The sequence below is a fragment of the Enterobacter sp. EC_64 genome, assembly GCF_019584165.1.
GTDB lineage: Bacteria > Pseudomonadota > Gammaproteobacteria > Enterobacterales > Enterobacteriaceae > Enterobacter > Enterobacter roggenkampii.
Genome location: NZ_VDAS01000002.1, coordinates 61,204 through 73,723, shown reverse-complemented (window position 1 = coordinate 73,723; position 12,520 = coordinate 61,204). Strand labels below are relative to the sequence as shown.

General features: G+C 56.8%; 13 protein-coding genes. 3 read left to right on the top strand and 10 right to left on the bottom strand.

All coding sequences use genetic code 11. From position 1 onward, the window contains the following. Positions 1 to 11: 11 nt before the first annotated feature. Together deoA and deoC are read right to left on the bottom strand one after the other, a co-directional pair. Positions 12 to 1,334, bottom strand: coding sequence for a thymidine phosphorylase (gene deoA / locus FHC52_RS01955; RefSeq protein ID WP_021240582.1), 1,323 nt, complete (start codon positions 1,332 to 1,334; stop codon positions 12 to 14). A gap of 101 nt (positions 1,335 to 1,435) precedes the next feature. Continuing rightward, on the bottom strand, positions 1,436 to 2,215 hold the full coding sequence (gene deoC, locus FHC52_RS01950; protein ID WP_047746207.1) for a deoxyribose-phosphate aldolase: 780 nt from the start codon (positions 2,213 to 2,215) through the stop codon (positions 1,436 to 1,438). 262 nt (positions 2,216 to 2,477) lie between these two features. Here deoC and FHC52_RS01945 point away from each other — a divergent pair, with 262 nt between their 5' ends. Both FHC52_RS01945 and FHC52_RS01940 read left to right on the top strand, forming a co-directional pair. Then, on the top strand, positions 2,478 to 4,025 hold the full coding sequence (locus FHC52_RS01945; RefSeq protein ID WP_126287598.1) for a YjjI family glycine radical enzyme: 1,548 nt from the start codon (positions 2,478 to 2,480) through the stop codon (positions 4,023 to 4,025). Continuing rightward, complete coding sequence (locus FHC52_RS01940) at positions 4,000 to 4,860, top strand: YjjW family glycine radical enzyme activase (RefSeq protein WP_032675911.1); 861 nt, start codon at positions 4,000 to 4,002, stop codon at positions 4,858 to 4,860. Before FHC52_RS01945 ends, FHC52_RS01940 begins: the two co-directional genes overlap by 26 nt. On the opposite strand, the gene FHC52_RS01935 is transcribed toward FHC52_RS01940, so the two are convergent. The 8 genes from FHC52_RS01935 to FHC52_RS01900 form a co-directional block, all read right to left on the bottom strand. Next, a complete protein-coding gene (locus tag FHC52_RS01935; protein ID WP_126287597.1) occupies positions 4,855 to 5,637 on the bottom strand; it encodes a TatD family hydrolase in 783 nt (260 codons plus the stop codon). The genes FHC52_RS01940 and FHC52_RS01935 overlap by 6 nt on opposite strands. Next, on the bottom strand, positions 5,634 to 6,686 hold the full coding sequence (locus tag FHC52_RS01930) for a patatin family protein (protein WP_126287596.1): 1,053 nt from the start codon (positions 6,684 to 6,686) through the stop codon (positions 5,634 to 5,636). Before FHC52_RS01930 ends, FHC52_RS01935 begins: the two co-directional genes overlap by 4 nt. A gap of 120 nt (positions 6,687 to 6,806) precedes the next feature. Continuing rightward, positions 6,807 to 6,968, bottom strand: a complete 162-nt coding sequence (locus FHC52_RS01925) for a DUF1328 domain-containing protein (protein ID WP_003856556.1) — start codon at positions 6,966 to 6,968, stop codon at positions 6,807 to 6,809. Positions 6,969 to 7,095: 127 nt separating this feature from the next. Next, on the bottom strand, positions 7,096 to 7,713 hold the full coding sequence (gene osmY, locus FHC52_RS01920) for a molecular chaperone OsmY (RefSeq protein ID WP_008502075.1): 618 nt from the start codon (positions 7,711 to 7,713) through the stop codon (positions 7,096 to 7,098). A 299-nt stretch (positions 7,714 to 8,012) separates the two neighbouring features. Next, positions 8,013 to 9,602 (bottom strand): peptide chain release factor 3, encoded by a 1,590-nt coding sequence (gene prfC / locus FHC52_RS01915; RefSeq protein ID WP_008502076.1) that lies wholly within the window; start codon positions 9,600 to 9,602, stop codon positions 8,013 to 8,015. 91 nt (positions 9,603 to 9,693) lie between these two features. Continuing rightward, positions 9,694 to 10,371 carry a pyrimidine 5'-nucleotidase gene (yjjG, locus tag FHC52_RS01910; RefSeq protein ID WP_008502077.1) on the bottom strand — a complete coding sequence of 226 codons (678 nt, stop codon included), beginning with the start codon at positions 10,369 to 10,371 and terminating at the stop codon, positions 9,694 to 9,696. Between the two features lie 20 nt (positions 10,372 to 10,391). Continuing rightward, positions 10,392 to 10,835 (bottom strand): ribosomal protein S18-alanine N-acetyltransferase, encoded by a 444-nt coding sequence (gene rimI / locus FHC52_RS01905; RefSeq protein ID WP_008502078.1) that lies wholly within the window; start codon positions 10,833 to 10,835, stop codon positions 10,392 to 10,394. Then, entirely contained in the window at positions 10,804 to 11,217 is a 414-nt protein-coding gene (locus tag FHC52_RS01900; RefSeq protein ID WP_032675908.1) for a DNA polymerase III subunit psi, read from the bottom strand. Before FHC52_RS01900 ends, rimI begins: the two co-directional genes overlap by 32 nt. Positions 11,218 to 11,319: 102 nt before the next feature. On the opposite strand from FHC52_RS01900, the gene rsmC reads away from it, so the two are divergent. Further along, positions 11,320 to 12,348: a 16S rRNA (guanine(1207)-N(2))-methyltransferase RsmC gene (gene rsmC, locus FHC52_RS01895; protein ID WP_069597853.1), complete on the top strand. Its 1,029-nt coding sequence runs from the start codon at positions 11,320 to 11,322 to the stop codon at positions 12,346 to 12,348. The last annotated feature ends 172 nt before the right edge of the window (positions 12,349 to 12,520 follow it).

Sequence of the window (12,520 nt, the reverse complement as noted above, 5' to 3'; positions counted from 1 at the left end):
TCAGTATACCGCTATTCGGTGATACGGCGATAGACAGTCGGTGTGGTTTCCGGCGCTTTATTGTCAAGCGTAATAGCCGCCTTCACCGCTTTCGCCGCTTCCTGCCAGCTGGCTTCATCTTTGGCGTGGATCACCGCCAGCGGACGTTGGCCGTCAACGCTGTCGCCCAGACGGGCCATATCGGTGAAGCCGACGCTGTAATCAATGGTATCTGACGCCTGACGACGGCCGCCGCCCATAGACACCACCGCCATACCCAGCGCGCGGGTGTCCATTGCCGAGACAAACCCTTCGCTGTCGGCATACACCGCTTTGCTGAGCGTCGCGGTCGGCAGGTACTTCGCATAGTTTTCGACGAAGTCGGTTGGGCCTTTCTGCGCCGCAACCATGCGGCCAAAGATCTCCGCCGCTTTGCCGTTGTCCAGTACCGCCTGTAGCTTCGCGCGGGCGTCGGCGTCGTCTTTGGCAAGCTTGCCGGAGATTAACATCTCCACGCACAGCGCCATGGTGACGTCGAACAGACGCGGGTTGCGGTATTCGCCTGTCAGGAACTGGACGGCTTCACGCACTTCGACGGCGTTACCGGCGCTGGAAGCCAGCACCTGGTTCATGTCGGTGAGCAGTGCGGTAGTGCGCACGCCCGCGCCGTTGGAGACGCCAACGATCGCTTCGGCCAGCGCCTCAGAGAGTTCATAGGTTGGCATAAACGCGCCGCTGCCTACCTTCACGTCCATCACCAGCGCGTCCAGCCCTTCTGCCAGCTTCTTCGCCAGGATAGAGGCGGTGATCAGCGGGATGGAGTCAACGGTCGCGGTGATGTCGCGGGTCGCGTAGAAACGCTTGTCTGCCGGAGCAAGAGAGCTGGTCTGGCCGATAATCGCCACACCAACGTCTTTAATAATGTCGCGGAAGCGGTTGTCATCCGGGAAGATATCGAAGCCCGGAATGGCTTCCAGCTTGTCGAGCGTACCGCCGGTGTGGCCCAGGCCGCGCCCGGAGATCATCGGGATATAACCGCCACAGGCTGCCACCATGGGGCCAAGCATCAGGGAGGTCACGTCGCCCACGCCGCCGGTGGAGTGTTTATCCACAATCGGGCCGTTAAGGTTGAGGCTTTTCCAGTCCAGAACGGTTCCTGAATCTCGCATCGCCATGGTCAGCGACACGCGCTCAGGCATCGACATATCGTGGAAGAAAATGGTCATCGCCAGAGCCGCAATCTGCCCTTCAGAGACGGTGTTATCACGAATGCCGTTGATGAAGAAGCGGATCTCTTCGTCGCTTAATGCATGACCATCACGTTTTTTACGAATAATTTCTTGTGCGAGAAACACGGTAACCCCCATGAGGAATCGGGTGAATGGTGGCGGGTACGGTTTACCCGACCACGATCCGGGTAGGCCGGGTAAGCGTAGCGCCACCCGGCAATTCAAACTTAGTAGCTGCTTGCGCTCTTACCGTCGCCGTGACCCAGCGCTTTCAGCAGGCTGGCCAGCAGGCTGGAGGCGCCGAAGCGGTAGTGACGGGAATCGGCCCAGTCGGCGCCGAACAGCTCGTCGGCAATCGCCAGGAACTGCTGCGCGTCTTCCGCGGTACGCACGCCGCCCGCAGGTTTGAAGCCCACGGTTTTGGACACGCCCATGTCGCGGATCACTTCCATCATGATGCGCGCGCTTTCCGGGGTCGCATTTACCGGTACTTTACCGGTAGAGGTTTTAATGAAATCCGCACCGGCTTTGATGGAGATTTCAGAGGCTTTGCGAATCAGCGCCTCTTCTTTCAGCTCGCCGGTTTCGATGATCACTTTCAGCAGCACGTTTGCCGCCGCACACGCGTCTTTACAGGCCTTCACCAGGTCAAAACCGACCTTCTCGTTGCCGGCGATCAGCGCGCGGTACGGGAACACCACGTCCACTTCGTCTGCGCCGTAGGCAATCGCCGCGCGGGTTTCTGCCAGCGCAATCTCGATATCATCGTTGCCATGCGGGAAGTTAGTGACGGTTGCAATGCGCACGTCCGGGGTGCCCTGCTCTTTCAGCGTCTTACGGGCAATCGGGATAAAGCGCGGGTAGATACAGACGGCTGCGGTGTTGCCCACCGGCGTTTTCGCCTGATGGCACAGAGCGATGACTTTCTCATTGGTGTCGTCATCGTTCAGGGTAGTCAGGTCCATCAGTTTCAACGCGCGCAGGCTGCTTGCAGTTAAATCGGTCATAACATTCTCCAACGGCAGTGCCGTATAAATTTTACCTTGCGGGTCTGTGAGTATTCTAACATCCACCCGCATCCACACTTCGACATTCATCACAGTTAATGAAAACTGCATGCAAATTTGCATTACTGTAATGCGATCTTCTTCAAACTTTAGCGCGCATATTGCGGACTAAAGCAGCGATACCCCCTGTCGGATCAAAAGTGCCGACAGGCAGGCTTTCTACAATCCGTTCATCATCCGCAGAACACTCAAGGAAGCGAACATGTCCCACTCCAGCCCCGACGCCCTGCAGCAACGTTGCCAGCACATTGTGACAAGCCCGGCGTTAACCCCGGAACAAAAACGTCATTTTCTGGCGCTGGAAGCGGAAAACAACCTGCCGTATCCGGCACTTCCTGAAGCTGCGCGCGCCGCGCTGGACGAGGGGTTCATCTGCGACATGTTCGAAGGCCATGCGCCTTACAAACCCCGTTACGTTCTGCCGGATTACGCAAAATTTCTGGCTAATGGTTCAGAATGGCTGGAGCTGGAAGGGGCAAAAGATCTCGACGACGCCCTCTCACTGTTAACCATCCTCTACCACCATGTTCCGTCCGTCACATCGATGCCGGTCTATCTCGGTCAGCTTGATGTGTTGCTGCAACCTTATGTTAGAATTCTAACACAAGAAGAAATCAATAGCCGAATAAAACGTTTCTGGCGCTATCTCGACCGTACGCTGCCCGATGCCTTTATGCATGCCAATATCGGGCCGGAAGATACCCCCGTCACGCGCGCCATTCTGCGTGCCGATGCAGAGCTGAAGCAGGTCGCGCCGAACCTGACCTTTATTTATGATCCAGCGATCACCCCGGACGATTTGCTGCTTGAGGTGGCGAAAAACATATGTGAATGCAGTAAACCGCATATTTCTAATGGCCCGGTGAATGATAAAATTTTCACAAAAGGCCATTACGGCGTAGTGAGCTGTTACAACTCCCTGCCTCTGGCAGGCGGTGGCAGCACCCTGGTGCGCCTCAACCTCAAGGCCATCGCCGAACACAGTACGTCAATGGAAGACTTCTTCAGCCGCGCCCTCCCGCATTACTGCCAGCAGCAAATGGCCATCATCGATGCCCGCTGCGATTTCCTGTATCAACAATCCGGCTTCTTTGAGAATAGCTTCCTGGTGAAAGAGGGGCTGATTGATGCCGATCGGTTTGTGCCGATGTTTGGCATGTACGGCCTGGCAGAAGCGGTAAACGTGCTCTGTGAGAAAGCCGGGATGACTGGGCGTTACGGCAAAGACGAGCAGGCCAACGCGCTGGGCTATCGCATCAGCGAACAGCTTGCGGCGTTTGTCGAAAACACGCCGGTGAAACACGGCTGGAAGCAGCGCGCGATGCTGCATGCGCAGTCGGGGATCAGCTCTGACTCGGGCACCACGCCGGGCGCGCGCCTGCCCTACGGCGACGAGCCGGATCCCATCAGCCACCTGCTGGCGGTGGCGCCGCACCACAAGCACTACGCTTCCGGGATCAGCGATATCCTGACGCTGGATGAGACGGTAAAACGTAACCCGCAGGCGGTGGTCCAGCTCTGTCTCGGCGCGTTCAGGGCGGGGATGCGCGAGTTTACCGCCAACGTCGCGGGTAACGATCTGGTGCGCGTTACCGGTTATATGGTGCGGTTGTCGGATCTGGAGAAGTACCGGGAAGCCGGATCGCGCACCAATACCACCTGGCTGGGTGAAGAAGCCGCGCGCAATACCCGTATTCTGGAACGTCAGCCGCGCGTGATAAGCCATGAACAGCAGATGCGCTTTAGTTAGTCAGGTCATCCCTTTTTCCTGCGTGGACGGGCCGGGCAGCCGCCTGGCCCTGTTCCTGCAGGGCTGCAACCTGCGCTGTAAAACCTGCCACAACCCGTGGACGATCGGCCGCTGCAACGACTGCGGGGACTGCGTGCCCCACTGCCCGCACGACGCGCTGACCATACAGGCGGGACGCGTCTGGTGGCAGGAGAGTGACTGCCAGCAGTGCGACACCTGCCTGCACCTGTGCCAGCAGCAGGCAACGCCTATGGCGCACCGCCTGAGCGTGGAGGAGATCCTTTCACAGATCCGCAAATCCGCACCGTTTATCGAGGGGATCACCGTGAGCGGCGGTGAGGCCACAACGCAATTACCGTTTTTAGTGACGCTGTTCACCACGATCAAAGCCGATCCCGACCTGAATCATCTGACCTGCCTGGTCGACAGCAACGGTTTGTTAAGCGAAACCGGCTGGCAAAAGCTGCTGCCGGTACTGGATGGCGCGATGCTGGACCTGAAAGCATGGGGGAACGAACACCACCGCTTCCTGACCGGGCGCGAAAACCCGCAGATCAAGCAGAGTATCCGCTGGCTGGCAGAACGCCACCGTTTGACAGAGCTCCGCCTGTTGGTGATTCCGGGGCAGTGTGATTATCTGGAGCACCTGAAGCCGCTGACAACCTTTATCCACGGGCTTGGGAATGTGCCGGTCCGCCTCAACGCGTTTCATGCGCATGGCGTGTACGGCGAGGCGGCGTCATGGCGCAGCGCCACGCCGGAAGACGTTGAACCGCTGGCGCGGGCGCTGGAAAAACAGAAGATAACGGTGATCCGTCCGGCGCTTTATCTATAGCGTGATGCCAAATACCGAACGCGTATTTTCCAGCAGCGCACCGGCTATGGCCTCTTCAGTCTCTTTTCGCAGTTCGCACAGGGTGGCAAACACGCGCGCCGCCTGTTCCGGACGATTCGGCTGGCCCTGAAAACCGTTCAGCGGCATGTCCGGCGCGTCGGTTTCCAGCAGAAGCGCCGACAGCGGCAGCTGTGCCATCACGTCCCGGGTTTTGCTGGCGCGCGGATAGGTGATGGTGCCCCCAACGCCGATTTTGTAGCCCAGCTCGATAAAACGCTGCGCCTGCTGCAGGCTGCCGGAGAAACCGTGCACGACCCCCCTGCGCGGCAGATCGATACGCTTCAGGTGCATTGCCAGCTTATCGTGCGTGCGTCTGGAGTGGAGGATCACCGGCAGATCGTGACGCTTCGCCAGCCTGAGCTGCGCGTCGAGGATCGTCTGCTGGCGCTCAAAATGCGGATGCTCGCGATAAAGATCGAGGCCGATCTCACCGATGGCGACAAGCTTGTCGCCTGCGGTCTGCACTATCTCATCAAGTCGCTCAATGTCCTCATCCCGATGCCGCTCAATCACGATCGGATGCAGGCCAAGCGCCGCATAGAGCGCGGGGTGCTGTGCAGCAAGATCCAGCACCCGGGAAAAGTAAGCCGCTTCCACTGAAGGCACAATAATGGCCTGAACGCCTGCCTCGGCCGCTTTCGCAATGCTTCGCTCTTCATCTCCCGTAAACGGCGGGAAATCAAAGTGGCAATGGGTATCGACAAAGCGGTGCATCACGCCAGATCCTCGTTATCCAGTAAAGCGTCATTCGCCTGCGGAATGTCCACCAGCGGCACCGTCAGGGCGTCGTTGGCGACAATCGCAGGCGGCGTAATAATGCTTTTATGGCGATGAAGCGGCGGCTGCTCCGCCAGCATTTTCCCCACCGTCGCCAGGAAGTAGCGCCCACACAGCCGCCCCGTTTTGTAATCCATGCGCAGCGCAGGAACGCGGCTGCCCAGCGCCATGCTCAGCAGCGGCTTAGGCGGATAAATTTCAAAAATACGCAGCTTGCCCGGCGGTTTCTCAATGAAGCGCTGCATCGCGCCGTAGGTGGTTTCATGCTGCTTCGCGATGTTCACCAGCGGCTGCAGGCTGCTGTCGCCCAGCCAGCGCTCCATCCGCTTAAACCACTGCGGGGTGTAATACATTTGCGACGGTACGGTACGGATCACCACAATGGTTTTCGCCCCGCGACGGGCGGCTTCCTGCACCGGCACCGCGTCACTGATCCCCCCGTCCAGATAGCTAATACCGTCCAGCAGGGCGCCGGTACGATAAAAGCCGGGGATCGCGCTGGAGGCGCGGATAATGTCCAGCCAGTTCTCTTTCTGAGGCGAAAAATAGCCCGGCGAATAATCATCGCCCCGGCTGGCGCACATCCAGAATTCTTTACCGCTATCAAACAGACGGGCGGCAGTATCCATGGCCAGCGGCATCTGGCTGGAGGTTGACTCCAGCAGCCAGTCGAGATCGATCAGGTTGCCGCCGCGCACAAACCGCACCGGGTTAAAAAATTCTTTCGCCGTGGTGTAGCGCATGATGACCTTTCGCGCGTAGCCGGGCTGGTTACAGACATAGGCAGAGAGGTTCTGCGCCCCGGCAGAGGTGCCGAAGTAAAGATCAAAGGGGTTGAACTGCGCGCGCATAAATTCGTCCAGCACGCCAGCGGTGAAAATGCCGCGCTGTCCGCCACCCTCGCAGACCAGCGCGAGTTGACCCGCGCGAAACGGTTTTAACGTCAGCGGCGCAATATTGCCGAGCGTAACGGGAATTCGTTGCCCCACCTCTGCTTTCCTGTTTTGATTATTTTATAACACCACAGTAACGCACCCGACCTGTTACGCAAATAAGAAAAAGCCAGTCACAGTGACTGGCTTTATTTTGTTGACGGAATATTGCGTTTGCTATGGACGTCGACGCCCTGTAAACAGGCTGACCAGGAACAGAATAATACCCACAACGAAGACAATTTTAGCTGCCCATGCCGCTGTACCTGCCAGTCCACCAAAGCCCAATGCGGCGGCAATTAACGCGATAACCAGAAATATAATGCCCCAACGAAACATAAGCTTCTCCTTTACCATAGTTAATGTCGGCCGCTAAACGTGAGCGCTCAGGTCACTCACCGGCGTTTTTCCAGAGTCGTTCTTATTTCGCCCGCAGGGTTTAGCCAGACGGGCGAATGGTCGAGATTTACTTCGTTTTCAGATCGTTTTTAACGCTTTTCACACCATCAATCGCCTTCGCGATGGACTCGGCACGTTCACTTTGCGCCTGCGAATCTACCGTACCGGAAAGCTGAACCACGCCATCGGTGGTTTCCACTTTCACCTTACGGGACGGCACGATGTCATCTGCTAAAAGTTTAGCTTTGATTTCGCTGGTGGTGGCTGCATCACCGGCATAACCTTTCACCGACGCGTTTTTGCCATCACGCACGTGCAGCTTATCGCTGACGGAGGCGACGCCTTCGACGCCTTTCGCCACTTTCACCGCCTGTTCAGCCTGAGCCTGGCTTTCAACAAAGCCGCTCAGCGTGACCACTTTCTTGTCGGTCTTAACGGAAATATCGGTGCTCTTGATGGCTTCATCATCCACCAGTGCGGCCTTCACTTTTGCTGTGATAGAGCTGTCATCCATGAAATTGCCGACTTTATTCATAGAGCTATCGATTTTTTGCCCTGCGCTATCGGCCGTGGATTGTGCTTTATCCATGGTGCTGCTTTCCGCCAGGGCGGAGCCGCTCACCAGAACGCTACCCAGTGTTACAGCCAGCAGAGTTTTAGAAATCTTCAGTCTTGTCATATTCATCGATCTATTCCTGTGTTGACCCGTTATTCGGGCTACATACTTCCTTAGTAGTGATATATATTGCGAATAAACACACGGGCAAATTGGATAACCTAAAGCCATGCATTGAACAGTTAATTTATCCACGCCCGGTGTTAAACACTGAGTTAAATATAGATCACTCTCACAGAGCCGCTTTCAGAATTGGGTAAAAAATGGGCGAATAGCGTGAAATTGCGTTGAATTAAGAACATTCCGCAAGGGATTAATAAGACTGGAAATAAAGAAGAGCACGGCGAATGCCGTGCTCTGAGAGGGGATTAATGCTCGCGGGTTTTACGGAACTGAACGTCCGGATAACGTTCCTGCGTCAGGTTCAGGTTGACCATCGTTGGCGCGATATAGGTCAGGTTATCGCCGCCATCCAGCGCCAGCTGAACTTCATTCTTACGCTTAAATTCTTCGAATTTCTTCACGTCAGAACACTCAACCCAGCGCGCGGTCGCGACGTTCACCGATTCGTAAATCGCTTCTACGTTGTATTCGCTCTTCAGGCGCGCAACGACCACGTCAAACTGCAGCACGCCGACCGCACCCACGATCAGATCGTTGTTCGCAATCGGGCGGAACACCTGCACGGCGCCCTCTTCGGAGAGCTGAACCAGGCCTTTCAGCAGCTGTTTCTGCTTAAGCGGATCGCGCAGACGAATGCGACGGAACAGCTCCGGCGCGAAGTTCGGAATACCGGTGAACTTCATCATTTCACCCTGGGTGAAGGTATCACCGATCTGGATGGTGCCGTGGTTGTGCAGCCCGATGATGTCGCCCGGATAGGCCTCTTCAACGTGCGAACGGTCACCCGCCATAAAGGTCAGCGCGTCGGAGATGACAACGTCTTTCCCGATACGCACCTGGCGCAGCTTCATGCCCTTTTCATATTTACCGGACACCACGCGCATAAAGGCCACGCGGTCACGGTGTTTCGGGTCCATGTTGGCCTGAATCTTAAACACGAAGCCGGTGAACTTCTCTTCTTTCGCTTCCACTTCACGGGTGTCGGTTTTGCGCGGCATCGGCTGCGGCGCCCACTCCACCAGCCCGTCGAGCATGTGGTCAACGCCGAAGTTACCCAGTGCGGTACCGAAGAAGACCGGGGTAATTTCGCCGCTCAAGAACAGCTCTTTGTCGAATTCGTGAGACGCGCCCTTGACCAGCTCCAGCTCGTCGCGCAGCTGCGCGGCCAGCTCTTCGCCGACCGCCGCGTCCAGATCCGGGTTGTCCAGACCTTTCACGATGCGCACTTCCTGAATGGTGTGGCCTTTACCGGTCTGATACAGGTAGGTTTCGTCTTTATAGAGGTGGTAAACGCCTTTGAACAGCTTACCGCAGCCAATTGGCCAGGTGATTGGCGCACAGGCGATCTTCAGCTCGTTTTCCACTTCATCCATCAGCTCCATCGGATCGCGGATGTCACGGTCGAGTTTGTTCATAAAGGTGAGGATCGGCGTATCGCGCAGACGGGTGACTTCCATCAGCTTACGGGTACGATCTTCTACACCTTTCGCGGCGTCGATCACCATCAGACAGCAGTCCACCGCCGTCAGGGTACGGTAGGTATCTTCGGAGAAGTCTTCGTGACCCGGGGTGTCCAGCAGGTTCACCAGGCAGTCGTGATACGGGAACTGCATCACGGAGGTGGTAATCGAAATACCACGCTGTTTTTCCATCTCCATCCAGTCGGATTTTGCATGCTGGCTGGAGCCACGGCCTTTAACGGTACCCGCAGTCTGGATCGCCTGTCCGAACAGCAACACCTTCTCAGTGATGGTCGTTTTACCGGCATCCGGGTGCGAGATAATGGCAAAAGTGCGGCGCTTGGCCACCTCTTGCAGATAAGGAGACAACGTCATAATTAAATCTTCTTTTATAAGCGCGGCAGCACGCCACGCATCATGGAATACAAAATTGCGGCTATTTTACCCATCAACGGGGGGCAGGCAATCATTGTTTACACAGGAGTTGCTCCAGTTCGTTCAACGACGTCACGGTCCAGGTCGGCTCGATGCCTTCAGGCTTCACGCGGCCATGTGCATTGAGCCAGACGGTCGACAGACCAGCCTTCATGCCGCCCAGAATATCTGACTCTGCGGTATCCCCCACCATCAGGACACGATCGCGGTCGGGATTGCCGGCCTGCGCCAGCGCGTAGTCGAAAATTCGCGGATCCGGCTTCGGCACGCCAACCTCTTCCGAGATCACCAGCGCGTCAAAATGATCGCGCAGGCCGGTGCGCTCAAGGCGGATCTGCTGCAGGGCGGTAAAACCGTTGGTGATGATCCCCAGTTTCACCTTACCTTTCAACGCATTCAGCAGGGAAACCGCGCCCGGCAGGGGCGCACAAATATCGGCCATGGCGTTGAGAAAAGCCTCGTTCAGCGTTCCCGGACTGACCTTTAAGCGTTCCGCCCAGACGTCAAAGCGCTGGTGCTGAAGCTGTAACGCGGTGATGGCACCGTTCTGGTAATCCACCCACAGCGGTTTGTTGACCGCCTGATAGTCCTGAAAATCTTCAGCGGTGAAGGTTACGCTATAGTCGAGAAACATCCGCTGCAGGCCGCCGAACGAGTCGAACGTAAACAGCGTTTCGTCGGCATCAAAGAAAATCCAGTCCCATTTCATCGTTACAACCTTATTTTTTATTATCCAATCGGCAGAGCCATTATGATGGCGTCTTCACGTCCCTCTGCGGTGGGGTAGTAGTTACGGCGGATTGTCGCCTCGTTAAAGCCTAAGCTTTCATAGAGCGCGATGGCGGCGACATTCGACGCGCGCACCTCCAGCCACAGGGTGAAAACGTCACGGGTTTCGAGCTCACGGATGAGATGCTCAAGCAGTTCTCTTCCCAGCCCGCGGCGCTGAAACGCGGGATCAACCGCGATATTAAACAGCGTCGCTTCATCAAGAACAACCTGCGTGATCGCGAAAGCGGCCATGGTGCCGTCAACGTCCAGGCGGTAGTTCAGATACCGTTCGCCCTGATTGCTGGCGAAGGTTTTTTCGCTCCACGGAAACGCGTGGGCGCGTGTTTCAATCGCGAACGCGGTGGACAGGTCAGGCGTCGTGAGGGAAGAAATCGTGTTCATATTCGCAGATTTGTTGCCATAGCGCGCTGCGCGCTTTTGGGTTGGCTTTCAGTTCGTCCAGCGCTGGCGTGCAGATCTGGCTCCCCTGAAGAGAGATCTCATTTGCCTCTCCGATACGCCAGCTGTTACAGCGGCTATCAGGAGGCAGCATCGCGACACGCTCTGGCGTCAGCGGTAAAACCTGGTCGGCCGTCAGCTTCAGGCTGCGAAGGACATCATCGATCAGGGGGTCATTCAGGGCAGGCAGTTCTTCCGCCACCATCACCAGGCGAACGTGCGCCGGTATGGAGATGGCGATTTCGCCCTGCAACGCCGTCGGGCGACGTAAAGCCCACTGGGTAATGCCCAGCTGCTGCAACTGCCAGTCTCGTCGGGATGTCATAGGGAAAACTCCTGTCTCTCAGGCGCGCAAATATAGCAAATGTGTCGAAAGTGCGCCATCTACCTACTATAATCCCCGCCTGAGTTTATTGAGGAACAATTCATGTCTGCATTTACCCCGGCAAGTGAAGTCTTGCTGCGTCACAGTGATGATTTCGAAGAAAGCCGTATTCTGTTTGCCGGAGATATGCAGGATGACCTGCCCGCGCGTTTCGACTGTGCTGAAAGCCGTGCCCACACCCAATACTACCACCACTGGCAGGTGCTGAGCCGCCAGATGGGCGAGCGCGCGCGCTTTAGCCTGGTGGCAGAGCAGAGCGATATCGCCGACTGCGATACGCTGATCTACTACTGGCCGAAGAATAAACCGGAAGCCCAGTTCCAGCTGATGAACCTGCTCTCCCTGCTACCGGTCGGCTGCGATATTTTCGTGGTCGGTGAAAACCGCAGCGGCGTGCGTAGCGCGGAACAGCTGCTGGAAGGCTACGCGCCGCTGAATAAAGTCGACAGCGCTCGCCGCTGTGGTCTGTACCATGGCCGTCTGGAAAAACAGACAACGTTTGATGCGCAGGCATACTGGGACGAGTACCAGCTTGAGGGCCTGACCATCAAAACCCTGCCGGGCGTGTTCAGCCGCGATGCGCTGGATACGGGCAGCAAGCTGCTGCTTTCCACCCTGACGCCGCACACCAAAGGCAAAGTGCTGGACGTAGGCTGCGGCGCGGGCGTGCTCTCTACCGTGCTCGCCAGCCATTCGCCAAAAGTGCGCTTAACCCTGTGTGACGTGAGCGCCCCGGCGGTTGAAGCCAGCCGCGCAACGCTTGCCGCAAACGGCATTGAAGGCGAAGTCATTGCCAGCAACGTCTTCTCCGACATCACCGGTCGCTTCGACATGATCATCTCTAACCCGCCGTTCCACGACGGTATGGAGACCAGCCTGGAAGCGGCACAAGCGCTGATCCGTGGCGCAGTTCGTCACCTCAACAGCGGCGGTGAGCTGCGTATCGTCGCGAACGCCTTCCTGGCATACCCGAAAGTGCTGGATGAAACTTTTGGCTTCCACGAAGTTATCGCCCAGACCGGCCGCTTTAAGGTCTACCGCACCGTGATGACGCGTCAGGCCAAAAAGTAATCGCCTCCCCTGTAGGCCGGATAAGCGAAAGCGCCATCCGGCTATACACGGCGCGTCCATCGGCCATTTTTGCATCAATCAAGGCATCACGCGCACTTTTCTGTTGACGTAAAGCTGAAAACATCTAGAATGCGCCTCCGTGGTTACGATACTTTTACAGTATCGATGGTAT